The 16,273-nt window shown below is 73.1% G+C and carries 16 protein-coding genes and 1 pseudogene; 7 read left to right on the top strand and 10 right to left on the bottom strand.

The annotated features are described in order from the left end of the window. Positions 1–26 precede the first annotated feature (26 nt). Together ACFQBR_RS23005 and ACFQBR_RS23000 are read right to left on the bottom strand one after the other, a co-directional pair. A pseudogene (locus tag ACFQBR_RS23005) lies at positions 27–152 on the bottom strand (DUF397 domain-containing protein); the annotation flags it as partial. A 65-nt stretch (positions 153–217) separates the two neighbouring features. Next, the gene (locus ACFQBR_RS23000) at positions 218–1,240 is read right to left on the bottom strand and encodes a zinc-dependent alcohol dehydrogenase family protein (protein ID WP_344180991.1); all 1,023 of its coding nucleotides are present in this window, start codon (positions 1,238–1,240) and stop codon (positions 218–220) included. A gap of 328 nt (positions 1,241–1,568) precedes the next feature. Between ACFQBR_RS23000 and ACFQBR_RS22995 the strand changes: the two genes are divergently transcribed. From ACFQBR_RS22995 to ACFQBR_RS22985, 3 genes are all read left to right on the top strand, one after another. Continuing rightward, on the top strand, positions 1,569–2,477 hold the full coding sequence (locus ACFQBR_RS22995; RefSeq protein WP_344180989.1) for a manganese catalase: 909 nt from the start codon (positions 1,569–1,571) through the stop codon (positions 2,475–2,477). Positions 2,478–2,639: 162 nt separating this feature from the next. Beyond that, positions 2,640–3,671: an iron-containing redox enzyme family protein gene (locus ACFQBR_RS22990; protein WP_344180987.1), complete on the top strand. Its 1,032-nt coding sequence runs from the start codon at positions 2,640–2,642 to the stop codon at positions 3,669–3,671. After that, positions 3,668–4,717: a glycosyltransferase family 2 protein gene (locus tag ACFQBR_RS22985; RefSeq protein ID WP_344180985.1), complete on the top strand. Its 1,050-nt coding sequence runs from the start codon at positions 3,668–3,670 to the stop codon at positions 4,715–4,717. The genes ACFQBR_RS22990 and ACFQBR_RS22985 overlap by 4 nt, the downstream gene beginning before the upstream one ends. On the opposite strand, the gene ACFQBR_RS22980 is transcribed toward ACFQBR_RS22985, so the two are convergent. From ACFQBR_RS22980 to ACFQBR_RS22970, 3 genes are all read right to left on the bottom strand, one after another. Continuing rightward, entirely contained in the window at positions 4,607–4,882 is a 276-nt protein-coding gene (locus ACFQBR_RS22980) for a CDGSH iron-sulfur domain-containing protein (RefSeq protein WP_352985827.1), read from the bottom strand. The two genes, ACFQBR_RS22985 and ACFQBR_RS22980, sit on opposite strands and share 111 nt — an antisense overlap. Positions 4,883–5,019: 137 nt before the next feature. Further along, entirely contained in the window at positions 5,020–5,658 is a 639-nt protein-coding gene (locus ACFQBR_RS22975; protein ID WP_344180983.1) for a hypothetical protein, read from the bottom strand. Positions 5,659–5,958: 300 nt separating this feature from the next. Then, complete coding sequence (locus ACFQBR_RS22970) at positions 5,959–7,008, bottom strand: medium chain dehydrogenase/reductase family protein (RefSeq protein WP_344180981.1); 1,050 nt, start codon at positions 7,006–7,008, stop codon at positions 5,959–5,961. Positions 7,009–7,112: 104 nt separating this feature from the next. Between ACFQBR_RS22970 and ACFQBR_RS22965 the strand changes: the two genes are divergently transcribed. Beyond that, entirely contained in the window at positions 7,113–7,754 is a 642-nt protein-coding gene (locus ACFQBR_RS22965; RefSeq protein WP_344180979.1) for a TetR/AcrR family transcriptional regulator, read from the top strand. A 60-nt stretch (positions 7,755–7,814) separates the two neighbouring features. On the opposite strand, the gene ACFQBR_RS22960 is transcribed toward ACFQBR_RS22965, so the two are convergent. After that, the gene (locus ACFQBR_RS22960; protein WP_344180977.1) at positions 7,815–9,014 is read right to left on the bottom strand and encodes an MFS transporter; all 1,200 of its coding nucleotides are present in this window, start codon (positions 9,012–9,014) and stop codon (positions 7,815–7,817) included. 85 nt (positions 9,015–9,099) lie between these two features. On the opposite strand from ACFQBR_RS22960, the gene ACFQBR_RS22955 reads away from it, so the two are divergent. From ACFQBR_RS22955 to ACFQBR_RS22945, 3 genes are all read left to right on the top strand, one after another. After that, positions 9,100–9,543 (top strand): winged helix-turn-helix transcriptional regulator, encoded by a 444-nt coding sequence (locus ACFQBR_RS22955; protein WP_267945147.1) that lies wholly within the window; start codon positions 9,100–9,102, stop codon positions 9,541–9,543. 201 nt (positions 9,544–9,744) lie between these two features. Beyond that, positions 9,745–10,254, top strand: coding sequence for a lamin tail domain-containing protein (locus ACFQBR_RS22950; protein WP_344180975.1), 510 nt, complete (start codon positions 9,745–9,747; stop codon positions 10,252–10,254). A 221-nt stretch (positions 10,255–10,475) separates the two neighbouring features. Further along, positions 10,476–11,915 carry a glycosyltransferase family protein gene (locus ACFQBR_RS22945; protein WP_344180973.1) on the top strand — a complete coding sequence of 480 codons (1,440 nt, stop codon included), beginning with the start codon at positions 10,476–10,478 and terminating at the stop codon, positions 11,913–11,915. Positions 11,916–12,031: 116 nt separating this feature from the next. Here the strand turns inward: ACFQBR_RS22945 and ACFQBR_RS22940 are convergent, their stop codons facing one another. From ACFQBR_RS22940 to ACFQBR_RS22925, 4 genes are all read right to left on the bottom strand, one after another. Continuing rightward, positions 12,032–13,366 carry an MFS transporter gene (locus tag ACFQBR_RS22940; RefSeq protein WP_344180971.1) on the bottom strand — a complete coding sequence of 445 codons (1,335 nt, stop codon included), beginning with the start codon at positions 13,364–13,366 and terminating at the stop codon, positions 12,032–12,034. Between the two features lie 138 nt (positions 13,367–13,504). Next, entirely contained in the window at positions 13,505–14,038 is a 534-nt protein-coding gene (locus tag ACFQBR_RS22935; protein WP_267945143.1) for a LeuD/DmdB family oxidoreductase small subunit, read from the bottom strand. Then, positions 14,035–15,303: a 3-isopropylmalate dehydratase large subunit gene (locus ACFQBR_RS22930; RefSeq protein WP_344180969.1), complete on the bottom strand. Its 1,269-nt coding sequence runs from the start codon at positions 15,301–15,303 to the stop codon at positions 14,035–14,037. The genes ACFQBR_RS22935 and ACFQBR_RS22930 overlap by 4 nt, the downstream gene beginning before the upstream one ends. Before the next feature lie 2 nt (positions 15,304–15,305). Further along, positions 15,306–16,178 (bottom strand): isocitrate lyase/PEP mutase family protein, encoded by an 873-nt coding sequence (locus ACFQBR_RS22925; RefSeq protein WP_344180967.1) that lies wholly within the window; start codon positions 16,176–16,178, stop codon positions 15,306–15,308. Between the last annotated feature and the right edge of the window lie 95 nt (positions 16,179–16,273).

Raw genomic sequence — 16,273 nt, 5'->3', positions numbered from 1 at the left:
GGGCGGTGAGCCCATCCTGTAGACGCCTACTCGCTGACGCGGTGGAGGGTGTTGACGAAAGCACCCCACTCACATGAAGTGAAGGCGAGTCGGCCGCTCGCACGGTTCTGTGTATCGCGCACGTCCGCGCCGGCGGTGTGTTCGCGGGCCTCGGGACGGAGGGGCGGCGCGGCGGCGCGCCCTCCGGTCCGGTGGCGGGAGGGCCCCGGGCAGGCCGTCAGGGTGTGAGGAGCGCCTTGGTGGCGCGGCGCTCGTCCATCGCCCGGTAGCCCTCGGCGGCCTCCTCGAGCGGGAGGGTGAGGTCGAAGACCACGCCGGGGTCGATCCGGCCGCTCATGATGAGGTCGACCAGCTCCGGAAGGAACCGGCGCACGGGGGCCGGGCCGCCGAGGAGGCTCACCGTGGCGAAGAACAGCTCCAGGCCGTCCAGTTCGACCCCGTGCGAGACGCCCACGTAGCCGACGTGCCCGCCGGGGCGGGTGGCGCCGATGGCCTGCGCCATGGACTCCTGGGTGCCGACGGCCTCGACGGTGGAGTGCGCGCCGTACCCGTCGGTGAGCTCCCTGATCCTCGCGACGCCCTCGGCGCCGCGCTCCTCGACGATGTCGGTGGCGCCGAACCGCCGGGCGAGCGCCTGCCGGTCGGGGTGGCGGGACATGGCGATGATCCGCTCCGAGCCGAGGCGCTCGGCGGCCATGACCGCGAGCAGCCCGACCGCGCCGTCGCCGACCACGGCGACCGACTTGCCGAGCCCGGCGTCCGCGGCGACCGCCCCGAACCAGCCGGTGCCGAGGACGTCGGAGGCGGCCAGGAGGCTGCGGGCCTGCTCGGGGGTCGGCTCACCGGGCACCTTCACGAGGGTGCCGTCGGCGAGGGGGATGCGGGCGTACTCGGCCTGCGTGCCGATCGCGCCCATCATGACCTGGTGGACGCAGCGGGACTGGAAGCCGGACCGGCAGATCTCGCAGGTGTTGTCGCAGGCCACGAAGGAGCCCACGACGAGGTCGCCCGCCCCGACGTAGCGGACACCGGGTCCGACCTGCTCGACGACGCCGATGTACTCGTGGCCCATCTGCGCGGGGCCGTCCTGCTGTTCGATGCCGCGGTAGGGCCACAGGTCGGACCCGCAGACACAGGTGGCGGTGACGCGGATGACGGCATCGGTCGGTTCGATGATCGCGGGGTCCGCGACGTCCTCGACGCGGACGTCCCCGGGACCGTGCATGACGACGGCTCGCATGGGTGCTCCTCGGTTGTCGGTTCCTCGAAACCTTCTCCACACCACCACCGTTCCCGTCCGTGTGGAGTTCTACCTGGCAGGGGCGCTGCCAGGGGTGTGCTCACGCTGCCGGGCGCCCCGCCGCCCCCTCGGGAGACGGAGCGGGACCAAGGCGGCGCGGGTGCGGATTCCGGGCGGGCCCTCCGCCCGGGAGCCCCCTCCAACCCTCCGCGCCTTCCGGGGAGGCGGGGAACGGCAACCGTGCAGGCAGGAGTGTCCGATCGGCGGACCCCGGGTAGTGGGGTCGCACGTTCCTGAGCGGAACGGTGACGAGGAGGCAGGTCAGAGCATGTTCCGACACACCAAGCACCTCCAGTGCGAAGCCAAGCCCGAGGCCCCGGACGCCCTGTACGCCATGAAGCTCCAGGAGCTCATCGGCGGTGCCTACGGCGAGATGACCGTCACCATGCAATACCTGTTCCAGGGGTGGAACTGCCGGATGGAGGGCAAGTACAAGGACCTCATCATGGACGTGGCGACCGAGGAGATCGGCCACGTGGAGATGCTGGCGACCATGGTCGGACGCCTGCTGGAGGGGGCGCCCGCGGACACCGTCGCCGAGGCCGTGAAGGATCCGGCCGTCGCCGCCGTCGTGGGCGGGATGAACCCGCAGCAGGCCATCATCGCCGGGGGCGGGGCCGTGCCCACGGACTCCGCCGGCACCCCGTGGAACGGCAAGTACATCGTCGCCAGCGGGAACCTGCTCGCGGACTTCCGCGCCAACGTGGCCGCCGAGGCGCAGGGCAGACTGCAGACCGCGCGGCTGTACAACATGACCGACGACCCCGGGGTCAAGGAGATGCTCCAGTTCAACCTCGCCCGGGACACCGTCCACCAGAACATGTGGCTGGCCGCCATCGAGGAGCTCCAGGAGGACGGACTGGAGGGCGAGATCGCCCCCAACGCACTCTTCGACGTGGAGAACCAGGAGCACGCCAACACCATCTGGGGCCTGTCGGACGGAACGGCCGCCGCCCAGGGCCGCTGGGCCTCCCGGCCCGCCCCCGACGGCGAGCACGAACTGCGCTACCTGGACCAGCCCGACCCGCTCGGCGGACCGGCCTCCGCGCCCCCGCCCGATCCCAAGCTCTACGGGACCTTCGCCGGTCCCGGCGGCCAGGGCTCGGCGAAGGGGGCCTCCAAGGCCACCAAGGGAGGCAAGGGCCTGGCCGACAAGGTCAAGGACGCCCTGGAGTGAGACTCCGGAGAGGGGTGTGGGCACCGCCGCGCCGTCAGCGGGACAGGTGTCCGCACCCCCCGCGCGGCCGGGCCGGCGCCCCACGGCGCGTACCCGGCCCGGCCCCGGTCGTCCCGGACGCCGACCCCGCGAAGAGCGCTCCCCAACCGTGAAAGGCCGCCCATGATCCTTCCCGAGCCCCGAGGCCCGCTGAGTGAGCGACTGCTCCTCTCCCTGACCCGTCCACCCCTGGAGGGGGAGGCGACGCTTCCCCGAGGCGTGCCGGCGGTCGCCGACCCGCTCCAGGACGAGGACCTGCAACTGTCCCTGTTCACCTGCTACCAGCTCCACTACTCGGATCTGGAGGGGGTGGACGGCACGTGGGAGTGGAACCCCGCCCTGCTCGCCCTGCGCGCGGAGCTGGAGGGCGAGCTGGAGCGCGCCCTGCGAGAGGCCACCCTGGGCCACGGGTGGCAGGGACAGGAGGACACGCTGCCGTGTGAGGTGCCGACCAGGCTCACGGGGATGATCCGTGCCGCCGGGGGGCCGCCCCTGTCGGCCTTCATGCGGCGGCACGCCACCTTCGGGCAGTACCGGGAGTTCGTCAAGCACCGCTCCCTGTACCACCTGCGCGAGGCCGACCCCCACACCTGGGCGATCCCGCGCGTACAGGGCAGGGCCAAGGCCGCACTCATCGAGATCCAGGCCGACGAGTACGGGCAGGGGCAGGCCGCAAGGATGCACTCCGAGCTCTTCCGGAACACCATGCGCGGCCTCGGCCTGGACACCGCCTACGGCGCCTACCTGGAGTCGGTCCCCGCGGTGACGCTGGCCCTGAACAACACGATGTCGCTCCTCGGCCTCCACCGGCGCCTGCGCGGAGCGCTCCTGGGACACCTGGCGGCCTTCGAGATGACCTCGACCGGCCCCAACCGCGACCTCTCCCTGGGGCTGCGGCGGCTGGGCGTGGCGGTCCAGGTGCGCCGCTACTTCGACGAGCACGTGGAGGCCGACGCCGCGCACGAGCAGATCGCCGCCCGCGACATGTGCGGCTCCTTCGCGGCGGACCACCCCGACCTGGTGCCCGACGTGCTGTTCGGCGCCGCCGCCTGCCTGACCCTGGACCGCCTGTGGGCGGAGCACGTCCTGGGCCGCTGGCAGGCGGGGGAGTCGTCGCTGTCGTCGGCGGACGCCCGGGAGGCCGCGGCCACATGAGCACCCCGGCCGAACTCAGCGTGGTCGTCCCGCTGAAGTGGGAGGACGACGGGGAGGCGGAGGACATGACCGCCTACCTGCGGTTCCTCACGGGCGTGGTCCACGAGGTGATCGTCGTCGACGGTTCCCCGAAGGCCCTCTTCGACGGGCACGCAGAACTCTGGCGCGGAACGGGGGTGCGCCACATCCCCCCGGACCGGGCCGCCGCGTGCGCGAACGGCAAGGTGGCGGGCATCCGCACCGGTGTGACGGCGGCGACCCGCGAGAAGGTCGTGATCGCGGACGACGACGTGAGGTACGACGAGCCCTCGCTGGGGCACGTCTCCCGGCTCCTGGACGGCGCCCACCTGGTCAGACCCCAGAACTACTTCGACCCGGCGCCCTGGCACGCGGTGTGGGACACCGGGCGCACCCTGCTGAACAGGTCCGTGGGCCAGGACTATCCGGGGACCTTCGGGCTGCGGCGGTCGGCGCTGCTGGGCATCGGAGGCTACGACGGGAACACGCTCTTCGAGAACCTCGAACTGGTGCGCACGGTCCGGGCCGCGGGAGGGACCGAGGTGCTGGCGACCGGCCTGTACGTTCGCCGTCTGCCGCCCCGGGCGTCCCGTTTCTGGTCGCAGAGGCCGCGCCAGGCGTACGACGACACGGCCCAGCCCGCGCGCATGGCGCTCTTCCTGTCACTGCTGCCCCTCACGGGCGTCGCCGCCCTGCGCTCTCCCGGGCTCGTGGCGGCCGGGGCCGGGGCCGTCGTCCTGCTCGCCGAAGCGGGCAGGAGGAGGGCGGGGGGACGCGACGTCTTCCCGGTGCGCGCCTCGCTGGGCGCGCCGTTCTGGGTCCTCGAACGGGCGGTGTGCGCGTGGCCCTCGTTCGCCGCCTGGCTGACGGGGAGAGGTGTTCCCTACGCGGGTTCGAGGCTCACGACCGCCGCCCACTCACCCCGTCTGCTCAGGCGGAGCCGGGCGGGGACGCTCTCCCTCCGCCCCGCCGGGGGCGGTGAACCCGATCTCCTTGTGCGTGCCGTCGCAGAAGGGGCGGATGGATGACGCACCGCAGCGGCACAGCGCCACCGTCCGGCGGCCCTTGGGGATGGGGGCGCCCTCCGCGTCCAACAGCCGGAAGGGGCCGCGCAGCAGCAGCGGTCCGTCCGGGCAGGCGGTCACCGAGACCTCCGGGACGGAAGGGCCTTCGTTCGGCAGGTCGTCTTCCATACGGGGCTCCTGCCCCGACGGGGGTCACGGAAAACGGCGGCCCCGGCGGGCCCGGCCCTCTCCGCGGCCGTCCCGGGCGGACCGGTCTCGTGGACGCACGAGGGGACGGCGTGCGACAGGCGGGAGCGCGGTGAGGGTCACGACGCCTGGGGCGGAACCACGTCCAGGGCGCGGCCGAGAGCGGCGGTCAGTCGCGCGGAACGCCCGGGGAGGTGCTGTTCGGCCCATGCCCCGGCCGACCGCAGGAAACCGGTCAGGTCCTCCTCGGCGCCGGCCACCAGCCGGCGGAGCCCGGCGGCGGAGGTCTCGATGACCGGGCTGTCCCGCTGTTCCTGGTCGGGCGTCAGGCGCACGGTTCCTCCCGAGACCTCCACGAGCGGGAAGGGGTCGTGGCCGAGGTCGAGCCGAAGACTGTGTCCGTCGAGGTAGTCGAGCCAGTCACGCCACTCGTTGAGGTCGCTGCAGCATCCGGGCAGCAGGGCGACGCCGGTCGTGGTGTCGGTGATGCGCATCCCGCCGGCCACGAAGAGCTCGTCCGTCGTGAACAGGGGGTGGAGGAAGCCGTCGAGCGGTTCCGCGGGGCGCGGAGGACCCTTCCCGGGGAACAACCCTTCGACGTCGTTGCAGGCGACGATGAGCATCACCGCCGTACCGATGTCGACGGGGGACATCCCGCCGTGCAGCCGCAGGAAGTCGAAGGTGGTGGGTTCGCCGACGGGCCACAGCGAGAACCCGCCGCGGAAGTGGAGTTCCACCACGGGATGCACGACGATCATGCCGGGAGTCTGCCGCACGGCGGACGGCGGCGCCACAGGTTTCGGCGGCCCCGGCGGCCCCGGCGCCCGGCGCCCGGTGCCGGGCGGGTGGACCGCTACGCCGCGCACGGCGCCCCCTCGTCCGCGTGGTCGCGCGGCGGGACCCCCACCCTCCGGACGGGTCCCTACCGTCCGTCCACGGTGGGCGACGGCCCCCGGGGCGTGGGAGGCCCTGCCGTGCCTCCTGGACGGCATGTGCCTCCCGGACACCGGGCGGCGCCCGCGTCCCTGCCGCGAGCCGGCCCCTTGCGGGCAGGGCCCCTACGCGTCGGGGACGAGCACGACCTTGCCGATGACGGTGCGGGACTCGGCGAGGGCCAGCGCCGCCGCGGCGTCCGAGAGGGGGATGCGGGCGCCGACCTGCGGCGTCAGGACGCCTTCGGTGAGCAGGCCGAGCACCTGGGTCAGGTCCTCGCGCAGCCGGGCGCGGAAGGCGTCGGCGCGGCGGCTCCCGGCCCAGAAGTTGTAGAAGCCGGCGCTGCGGCCGTTGGGCAGCGCGTTCCACACGCCGAGGCGGCCGAAGAGCTTGAGCACGGGCAGCCGGGAGCCGCCCTCGACGTCCTTGGTCGCGGCGGTCCCGTAGGAGACGAGGGTGCCGCCGCGCCGCAGCAGGCGCCAGGACCGGACGATGCCCTCGCCGCCGACGTGGTCGAACACCGCGTCCACGCCGTGGGGCGCCAGGGAACGGATCTTGCCGTACATCCCCTCGTCGCGGGAGTCGACGGGGGTGGCGCCGAGCTCGCGCACGGCCTCGTGGTGGCGCCGCGCGGCGGTGCCGATCACGGTGATCCCGGAGTGCCGGGCGAGCTGGAGCAGCGTGGTGCCGACCCCGCCGTTGGCGCCGAGGACGACGACCGTGCCGCCGTGCGGCACTGCGGCCGTGCGGTGCAGCATCTGCCACGCGGTGATGCCGTTGACGAGCAGTGTCTCGACGGCCGCGGGGTCCGCGTCCTGCGGCACGGGGACGAGATCGAGGGCGTCGAGGTGCAGGTGGCTGGTCCAGGCGCCGGTCTTCGTGACGGCGGCGAACCTGCCTCCGAGGAGTGCGGCGTCCACGCCGGGCCCGACGTCGGTGACGGTGCCGACGACGTCGTAGCCGGGCACGAACGGGAACGGGGGCTGGTCGAAGTACTTGCCCCGGCGCATCTGCTGCTCGGCGAACGACACCCCGGTCGCCTCCATGCGGAGCACGACCCGGCCGGGGCCCGGAGCGGCCAGCCGCTGCGTGCGCACCTGCAGGCCGGCGGGCTCCACCTTGCCCGGCAGGAGGATCTGGGTGGCGGTGACGGTGGCGTCGCTGGCGGGGTTCATGCGGGCTCCTCCGGAACATGTGGGGTTACGGCTGTAACCTTACGCGTGTAACCCTGGTGGTGCAAGGTCGCCGCCGGAAAAACTCACAGCTGTAAGGTGACACCATGAAGGCCACGAAGGACACACCTGCTCCGCGCACCCGCAACCGCCGCGGCCAGGGCGGACGCCTGCGCGAGGACATCGTCGACGCGGCGGTCGCCCTGCTCGACGAGACGGGCGACGAGCGCACCATCACCCTGCGCTCCATCGCGCGCCGCGTCGGGATCGCCGCGCCCTCCATCTACCCGCACTTCTCCGACCAGCCCTCCATCATGCTGGCCGTGGTCAGGCGGGCCTTCGGCGAGCTCGAAGCGGCGCTGCGCGCGGCACTGGAGGGGGCGGGGGAGGACCCCCGGGCGCGCCTGTACGCCGTGTGCCACGCCTACCTCGACTTCTCCCGCGTGCACCCCGAGCGGTACCGCACCATGTTCGGCGGCCTGTGGATGCCCACGCTCGCCGACACCGCGGTCACCGAGGAGGACCTCGTGGCGCTCGGCGACTCCAACCTGCGGATCCTGTCCGGTGTCCTGGCCGCGTGCGCCGAGGCCGGACTCTCCACGAGCACCGATCCCGGCGCCGACTCCTACGCGCTGTGGCTCGGCCTGCACGGGCTCGCGCACCAGCGGTCCGTCACCCGCGTGTTCCCCGGCCCCGACGACATCGGGGAGCGGATGATCCCCGCGCTGGCCCGCCTGCGCGAGGGCTGAGCTCGGCCCGGAGCCGCAGGCGGCCGCTCGCGCGAACGCGGCCGGGCGCGGCCGGCCGCGTCATCCCCGTGCCCGGCGGGCCGCACCGCCGGGTCGGGCGGTCGCGCCGGGTCGCGCGCGTGCCCACGCGAGGAGGCCGGCCAGGGCGTAGGAGGCGCCGAACAGGCAGGAGGCCCACCAGCCCCAGGTGGTGTACGCCCAGGCGGAGGTGACGGCTCCCAGGGCGGAGCCCAGGGAGTAGAAGGCCATGTAGGCGCCGATGACGGCACTGGCGCGGTCCGCGTGCGCCGAGGTCAGCAGGTGCTGGTTGCCGACGTGGACGGCCTGGACGGCGAAGTCCAGCAGGACGATCCCGGCGACGAGGGGCCACAGGGTCGGCTCCGTCCGGGCGGTGAGGGCCCAGGAGGCGACCAGCAGCACGAGGGACCACCCGCTGATCGGCTGGGCGCGGCCGCCGTCGGCCCATCTCCCCGCCCGGGAGGCACCGAGGGCCCCGGCGAGGCCCGCCAGCCCGAAGAGGCCGATCGCCGTGGTGCCGAACGACCACGGTTCGGCGCCGAGCGGGAGGGCGAGCCCGCTCCAGAGGGTGCCGAAGGACGCGAAGAGGAAGAAGGCGATGAGACCCCGGCCGAGGAGCAGGCGGTCGGTGACGGCCAGCCGCGCCATCGCGCCGACCGCCCGCGCGTACGGCTCGGGGGAGGTGCGGGGGTCCGGGTGCAGGCCCGCGCGCACGGCCGCGGCGAGCACGGCGCACAGCAGCGCGAGCACGAGGTAGACGGCGCGCCAGCCCACCGTGTCGCCCAGTGCGCCCGCCAGGACGCGGACCCCGAGGATGCCGACCACCACCCCCGACGTGACCGCGCCGATGTTGCGTCCCCGTTCGCCGGGCGCGGAGACGGAGGCGACATGGGCCACGGCGACCTGGACCGCGACCGCGAAGAAGCCGGCGGTCGCCAGCCCCGCCGTCGCCACCGCGCCGTTGGGGGCGACGGCCGTGGTCCCGGCGCCCGCGGCGACAAGTGCCAGGAGCCGGGTGAGGAGCCGCCGCCGGTCCACCACGTCGCCGAGGGGGACCAGCAGGATCAGGCCCGCGAAGTAGCCGAGCTGGCCTGCGGCGGCCAGCTGCCCGAGTGACGCGGGCGCCATCCCCAGGTCGGCGCCCGCGGCTTCCAGGACCGGTTGGATCGCGTACACGGTGGACACCGCCACGGCGCACACCACCGCCAGGACGATGCGCTGAGCACTTGTCACCCCTGTCACCGCACCACTCCTTTGGTTTCAAAATGCAACCATTGGAGGCTAGGGCATAATGGTTTCAAAGTGCAACCAGCAAAGGAGGGCTTCCATGGCGGAGGCGGAAACCGGCCGTGGCTGGACCGATCCCACGTGCCCGGTCGCCCGAACGGTCGACCTCGTCGGCGACCGGTGGAGCCTGCTCATCGTCCGCGACGCGATGGAGGGCCCGGCGTCCTTCACCGAGTTCCGCCGGCGGCTCGGCATCGCCCGCAACATCCTCAGCGACCGGCTCCGCAAGCTCGTCGACCACGGCGTCCTGGTCACCAGTCCCAGCGGCGGACGACACGTCTACGAGCTGACCGGGGCCGGAAGGGACCTGTTCACCGTCGTGGTGGCGCTGAGGCAGTGGGGGGAGCGCCACGCCTTCGCCGACGGCGAGCCCCGTTCGCGCCTCACCGACGCCGAGGGGCGTCCGCTCGCCGAGCTCCGCCCCCGGGGCCAGGACGGCGCCCCTCTCACCGCCGGTGCGACCCGGGTGGAGAGGGTGGGCTGAAGGGGACCGCGGCGTTTCTCCCGGACGCCGCCGGACGGGTCCGGCACGGCCCGCCGCGCAGCGACGCCCCTCCGCGACGCCGTACGGCCGGGTAGGTGTACATGCTGGCCAAACCTGGCCATAGCCTGCGAAAACATCTCATCCAGGTCCTGTGGCCTGCCAGGATGACGCTTCCGACAAGCACTCACCCCTGGAGCGCCCATGCCACGACCCGCCTCGCGCGTCACCGCCATCGCCGCGGCAGCCGTCACCGCACTGTCCCTGCTGTCGGCCCCCGCGCAGGCCGCCTCCTCGACCGGGGCGCTGACGGTGACCCACGTGCGCGCCAACGCGGCGGGCACGGACACCAAGAGCAACCTCAACGGCGAGTACTTCGTCATCAAGAACACCAGCACCAAGACGGTGAACCTGAGGGGGTACGTCCCCGACATCACCAGCAACACCTACGGCCGGGTCCTGCCCTCCTACAACCTGCCCGCGGGAGCGGTGGCCTACGTGCGCACCGGCAGCGGCACCAACCGCCGCGACGCGAGCGGCAACCACCAGGTCTACCGCGGCTACGCCCGCCACGTGCTGCCCAACGACGCCACCGGCCGCAGCCCCGACCTGCGCCTGAAGAGGCCCGGAAGCGCGGACAACAACTCCTCGAGCGGGTCCATCAGCTCCTGCAACTGGGGCAGGGCCGCCAACGGCACCACCTACCGCTGCTGACCCCAAGCCCGTCGGCGCCACCGGGCCCGTCCGGGGACTCCCCGGGCGGGCCCGGCCGCCGGTGCGGTACCGTCCCCGGTCGCCCGGTCGCCCGGTCGCCCGGAAAACTCGACACCACCGCCGGTACCGGACACCGACCCGGCGGCGATCGGGCCGTTTCGGCCACGCGGCGGCCATGCGGTGTGGTAGGTCTCGGGGGACACCCTGGGAAAGGCGGGACGTTGGTCAAGATCGCACTGGTCTGCGGAGACGGGCTCCCCGTCAGCGGCCTGCTCACCGTCTTCCGCAACGTCGTGACCCGCTTCCACGGGCGACCGGACCCGCACGAACCGGTCCCGGCCGACCTCGGCTACTCGTGGCGCCCCGACAAGCCGGCCTTCTTCCCCGACGGCGCCGGAGCGGACTGCTATCCGCCCTGGCTCCGGGTGAGCCGGGCCCGGCCCTGCGCGGGACCGGACCTGGCGGGGGAACTCCTCGACGTGCGGCGGCAGGTCGCCCGGGCGGACGCCCTCGGCCCCGGGGAGAGGGCACGCCTGCACCGGCGCGTCGAGGCCCTGGCCGGCCCCTACCGGTCCTACTTCTCGGAGTGGCTCCACGAGCACGACGTGGACTGGGTGGTGGCGGTCAACATGACCCTCTCCGACGCGGTCCCGGTGACCCTGGCCCTCCACCGCGCCGCGGAGGAGCGCTGGGGCGGCGGACGCCCCGGCGGAGTCCTCTTCTGGGACCACGACCTGTTCGGCAGCTACGCCGTGCACGAGGGCGACGAACGGGTCTACCCCCCGGCTCCCAACGAGTTCACCCCGCTGCCGGGCGGGCACCCCGCGCACCGCTGGGCGGTGGTCTCGGAGGCACTGCGTGCCGAGGCCAGCGGGTACCCCACCCCGCTGGAGCCGGTCACGGCCCCCAACGTGCTGCCCGAAGCTCCCCCCGAGGGGCTGGAGGACCGGCACACGGAGTTCCTGGAGCAGATCGGGGCCGCGCCCGACCAGCCCCTGCTGCTGGTCCCCGTCCGCGTCTTCAGGGTCAAGGGCGTGGAGATCTCGGTCCGGCTCTTCTCCCGCATGCGGCAGGTGAGCCGGGAACAGGGGCGGCCCGAACCCCTCCTCCTGGTCTTCGGGGACCTCGGCGAGGATCCGGACTACACCAAGGAGGTGCTCGACGAGGCCTCGCAGGAGGGGGTGCTGGACCACGTGAGGTTCCTGGACGGGGTGCCGCTGCAGAGCCACCGGGGGACGGACCTGCGCTGGCGCCTCGACGAGGTCGACCTCCTGCGGGTGGGCGCCGCCACGGGCGGCGGGGTGCTGTTCACGCCCAACCGCCCGGACGTGGAGAGCGTGGGACTGGGGCCCGCGCTCGCCACCGTCGCGGGCCTGCCCAGCGCGGTCGGGGACTTCCACGCCTTCTCCGACATCTACGGCGACGCGTTCCTGTGCGCCCGCCTGCACCGGGATGGCGACCTGCGGAGGACCGCCGAGGAGATGCTCGGGCTCATGCGAGCCAGGGTGGGCGGCGAGCCCTGGTTCGCCGAGGCCATGCGGCGCAACCGGGCGAGGATGGACTCCCACTTCCCCGTCGAACCGTGGCGGCGGCTCTGGGAGGAGCTGGTCTCCGGGACAGAAGGGGCCGTGACGGCGCCGGAGGACCCGGCCGGCGCATGAACGCCGCCCCGGCCCGAGCCCCGTCCACGCCCGGCCCGGGAGCGGCGGAGCCCCCGCGCGACGCCTCGTCGTGCGGGGGCTCCGCCACCGCGCGTCCGGCCGGGCCGGACGCGGACTCAGCCCGGGAGCTCGCCAGAGCGGGTCGAGCGCAGGGTCAGCGCGGTGAGCAGGCCCACCACCGCCACCCCCATCACCCAGTACGCCGGGGAGACCGGGTTGCCCGTGGACGCGACCAGCTGGGCCGCGATGTAGGGGGCCGTCCCGCCGGCGACGATGGTCCCGATGTTGAAGCCGAGGGAGACGCCGGTGTAGCGGACCGCCCGCGGGAAGAGCTCGGTGAACAGCGGGAACGCGGGGACCTGCAGTGCCGCGTTGAGGATCATGAACACCAGGTACACCAGCCCCACGACCAGGAGCCCCGAGGCCTCGGACATGGCCAGCAGGATGGGGTAGGCCAGCAGGACGTACCCGACGCACCCCGTGGTGAGCACGGTCAGGCGCCCGAAGCGGTCGGTGAGCATGCCCATGAACGGCATGGACAGGCAGGCCAGGCCGATGACCGCCGCCGAGAGCCAGTACACGTGCTGGGAGTCGTGGCCCAGGTCGTTGATCAGGTAGACGTTCATGTAGGTCAGCCCGACGTACCCCGTGCCGTTGGTGGCGACGGCCAGGCCGATGACCTTGAGGACCGAGCCCGAGTTGCTCCGCAGCACGTCGACGAAGGGGCTGCGGGTCACCTCCGACCGGGCCTCCATCTCCCTGAAGTCCGGGGTGTCCTCCAGCTTGAGCCGCGCCCACAGGCACAGGAGGGTCAGCGGGATACACAGCAGGAACGGGACGCGCCATCCCCAGGCCGACATCTGGTCGGGGGAGAGGAGCCCGACGACGATCCCGGCCACGGCGGCGGCGACCGCGAAGCCCAGGGTGGAGCCGGTCGGGGTGAAGGCCCCGAAGAAGCCGCGCAGCCCGGACGGCGAGGACTCCGCGATGTAGGTGGCCGATCCGCCGATCTCGCCCCCGGCCGAGAACCCCTCCGCCATGCGGACGATCACCAGCAGGATCGGAGCGGTGATGCCGACCTGCGGGTAGGTGGGCAGCACGCCCATCAGGGCACAGCACAGGCCCATGCTGACGACGGTGGACACCAGGGCGACCTTGCGCCCGCTGCGGTCGCCGAGGCGGCCGAAGAAGATCCCGCCGAGCGGCCGCATCAGGTAGCCGGACCCGAACACGGCCAGGGTGGCCAGGATCGACGTGGCGGGGTTGGAGCTGGGGAAGAACAGCGGGGCGATGACGACGGCCAGGAACCCGTAGACGCTGAACGCGTAGTACTCGATCAGGGTTCCCACCCCGCCGGCGACCGCGGCCCGCAGCGCGGTGCGCCGGTCGCGCACGGGTGCGCCGGGTGCGGCGACGGCCGGGGAGCTCCCGGCGCTCTCTGAAGAGGACAAGGCGATACCTCCTGGTGGGGATGGAGCTCGAGCGCCCGTCACGGGCTCTCGGGGGGATGGTGCCTCCCCGTGCGTGCGGGGCGGCGGGGCGCCGGCGTGGTGTTCGCGCCCGTCGGTGAGGCGGACCGGGAGTGCCGGTCAGCCGGTGGCGCGTGCCCGTCGGTGCTCGGCGAGGAGCAGGTTCAGGCTCCCGCCGGCCTCGATGACCTTGACCACGCGCTCGCTGAGCGGTTCCCCGGTCAGCTCGGCGTCCTGGCGGGCGAGGCGGACGGCGGGGCGCCGCCAGTCGATGGAGACGCGGTCCCACCGGCGGACGGCGCGGGTGATGCCCGGGACGGTCAGCAGCGGCATGCCGTTGTAGGTCTCCCCGCGCCAGAAGCCGGGGGAGAAGGACTCGGCGACGACGGCCGCGATCCCCAGGTTGCGCAGCGCGACCATCGGCGGGTAGTGCGGGTGCCCGTAGCCGAAGTTGCGGCCCCCGACGACGACGTCGCCGGGGCGCACCTCGTCGGCGAACGCCGGGTCGTAGTGCCGCATGCACACGCTGCGCAGCACGTCGGGGTCGTAGTGCTTGATGTTCTCCACGCCGATGACGAGGTCGATGTCGAAGTCGTCCCCGAAGATCCAGGCGACACGGCCCTCGATGGTGTCGGGCGGGGGCAGCGCACTCACGGGCCCGTCACCTCCCGTACGTCGGAGATCTCCCCGGTCACGGCGCTGGCGGCGACGGTGTAGGCGGACCCCATGTAGATGTGGGCGCCCGTGTCGCCCATGCGCCCGGAGATGTTGAGCACGCCCGTGGACACGCAGTTCTCCCCGGCCTTCAGCGGTTTCTGGTAGCCGAAGCAGAAGTCGCAGCTGGACGTGGCCACGGCCGCCCCGGCGTCGCGCAGGACGTCGAGCAGCCCCTCCTCCTCCGCCCGCCGGTGGATCGCGGCCGAGGTGGGGACGACGTTGAGCTGCACGCCGTCGGCGACCCTGCGGCCCCGCAGCACCTGCGCGGCGGCGCGGATGTCCTCCAGCCTCCCGCTGGCGCAGGAGCCGATGAACGCCTTGGTGACGGGGGTGCCCTTCAGGGCCGAGACCCCCCTCGTGTTCGCGCCCCGCGCGGAGCCGGGGAGCACGACCTGCGGTTCCAGCTCCGAGAGGTCGATCTCGTGCACGCCGGCGTAGACCGCGTCGGGATCGCTGTACAGCGGTTCGGGGACGGTGCCGGACACCTTGCGGGCGTAGTCCAGGGAGAGCTCGTCCGGGTTGAAGATCGCCGACACCGCGCCGGTGAACATCGCCATGCCGCACAGGCCCTGCCTGCGGTCGATGCTCATGGAGCGCGCTCCGGGCCCGGTGAACTCCATGACCTGGTGGGCGCAGCCGTCGGCGCCGAGCCGGGCGATGATGGTGTGGATCAGGTCGCGGTTGTCCACCCCCTCGGGGAAGCTGCCGGTGAGCTCGAACCGCACCGACTCCGGCACGTCCAGGTGGATCCGTCCGGTGACCCACGCCTCCAGGAGGTCGCGCCGAACCCCCCAGCCGAGGGCCCCGAAGGCTCCCAGTCCGCTGATGTGGCCGTCGAAGTGGATGAGGAACCTGCCGGGGAGCGCGTACCCGAGCTCGGCGGCGACCTGGTGGCCGATCCCCTCGGCCTCGTGCAGGGTGATCCCGTAGAAGTCGCACCAGTCCCGGGTGACCTGGTGGACCGCCTCCTCCTTGGCGTCGCCCCGGGTGAGCATGTGGTCGATGAAGACCAGGTAGCGCTCTGGGTCGTCCAGTTCCGTGATGCCGAAGTCGTCGTGCATCTGGCGGAACATCACGTCGGTGTACCCGGGGAAGTCGTAGGCGATCATGTGGTCGGGGCGGAAGGCGCGGTTGTCGCGGGCGCGGACCGGTGGGCCCTCGGCCGTCCGGCCGAGGATCTTCTCGGTGATGGTGCGGCCCATGGTCAGGCTCCTCCCCGGGCCGCGGGCAGGTAGGCCTCCTGTGCGGCCTCCACCTCGGCGAACCCGATCAGGTCGACGAACTCGTGGTGCGGCAGGGCGTCGGCGCTCACGTCCGCGGGGGGCTCGCCCGCCGCGAGCCGGCCCAGGGCCTGTCGCATGGCCCCGGTGGCCGCCATCAGGACCTGGGTGGGCAGGAGCGCGATCGCGACCCCGACCTCCTCCAGGACCCGGGGGGTGAACTCGCGCTCGGTCCAGGCGGACGCGGTGAGCGTGGCCACGAGGGGGACGCCGGCGGTCTCCCTGCACCGGGCCCATTCGTCGATGGTGGAGAAGGTCCTGGTGACCGGCATGACCATGTCGGCCCCGGCCCCGGCGTAGGACTTCGCCCGGTGCAGCGCCTCCTCGCCCCGGGCGTCGGTGCGCGCGATGACGAGGACGTCGTCGCCGACGGCGTCCTTGACGGCGCGCACCTTCATGGCCGCCTCCTCCGGCGGGACCAGCGGCACGGGGTCTCCGACGCAGAGGGGGCAGCGCTTGGGTGACTCCTGGTCCTCCATGAAGACCGCGGCGACCCCCGCGTCGCGGAAGCGCCGGGCCGTCCGGGCGGCGTTGACGGCGTTGCCGTACCCGGTGTCGATGTCGGCGATCAGCGGGAGGCCGCTGGCCTCGCGGATGCGGCGGGTGGCCTCCAGGTTCTCCGTCATGGTGTAGAGCTCGGCGTCGGGGTAGCCGAGGGACGCGGAGACCGCGAAGCCCGAGGCGCACAGTGCGGAGAAGCCGGCCTGCTCGGCGAGGCGGGCGGTGAGCCCGTCCCACACGCCGGGCGCGTGGACGACCCCCTCGCCCATCAGCTCGCGCAGTCGTCGGGAACTCATCCCAACCCCTTTCGTATTGCGGAACGCGTTTCAAAAGGACACTAGGGAGCGCTAGGATCTTGTGTCAAGGGTCACTATGGTCTGTAACTCAGCAG

Source organism: Nocardiopsis tropica (assembly GCF_042660575.1).
Lineage (GTDB): Bacteria > Actinomycetota > Actinomycetes > Streptosporangiales > Streptosporangiaceae > Nocardiopsis > Nocardiopsis tropica.
Note: the sequence above shows the minus strand (reverse complement) of the source record. Positions and strands in the feature narration are given on the sequence as shown.

Excerpts from the sequence above, each read along its gene's own strand:
- ACFQBR_RS23000 (WP_344180991.1), bottom strand. The coding sequence starts at position 1,240 with ATGCGAGCCGTCGTCATGCACGGTCCCGGGGACGTCCGCGTCGAGGAC.
- ACFQBR_RS22995 (WP_344180989.1), top strand. The coding sequence starts at position 1,569 with ATGTTCCGACACACCAAGCACCTCCAGTGCGAAGCCAAGCCCGAGGCC.
- ACFQBR_RS22990 (WP_344180987.1), top strand. The coding sequence starts at position 2,640 with ATGATCCTTCCCGAGCCCCGAGGCCCGCTGAGTGAGCGACTGCTCCTC.
- ACFQBR_RS22985 (WP_344180985.1), top strand. The coding sequence starts at position 3,668 with ATGAGCACCCCGGCCGAACTCAGCGTGGTCGTCCCGCTGAAGTGGGAG.
- ACFQBR_RS22980 (WP_352985827.1), bottom strand. The coding sequence starts at position 4,882 with ATGGAAGACGACCTGCCGAACGAAGGCCCTTCCGTCCCGGAGGTCTCG.
- ACFQBR_RS22975 (WP_344180983.1), bottom strand. The coding sequence starts at position 5,658 with ATGATCGTCGTGCATCCCGTGGTGGAACTCCACTTCCGCGGCGGGTTC.
- ACFQBR_RS22970 (WP_344180981.1), bottom strand. The coding sequence starts at position 7,008 with ATGAACCCCGCCAGCGACGCCACCGTCACCGCCACCCAGATCCTCCTG.
- ACFQBR_RS22965 (WP_344180979.1), top strand. The coding sequence starts at position 7,113 with ATGAAGGCCACGAAGGACACACCTGCTCCGCGCACCCGCAACCGCCGC.
- ACFQBR_RS22955 (WP_267945147.1), top strand. The coding sequence starts at position 9,100 with ATGGCGGAGGCGGAAACCGGCCGTGGCTGGACCGATCCCACGTGCCCG.
- ACFQBR_RS22950 (WP_344180975.1), top strand. The coding sequence starts at position 9,745 with ATGCCACGACCCGCCTCGCGCGTCACCGCCATCGCCGCGGCAGCCGTC.
- ACFQBR_RS22930 (WP_344180969.1), bottom strand. The coding sequence starts at position 15,303 with ATGGGCCGCACCATCACCGAGAAGATCCTCGGCCGGACGGCCGAGGGC.
- ACFQBR_RS22925 (WP_344180967.1), bottom strand. The coding sequence starts at position 16,178 with ATGAGTTCCCGACGACTGCGCGAGCTGATGGGCGAGGGGGTCGTCCAC.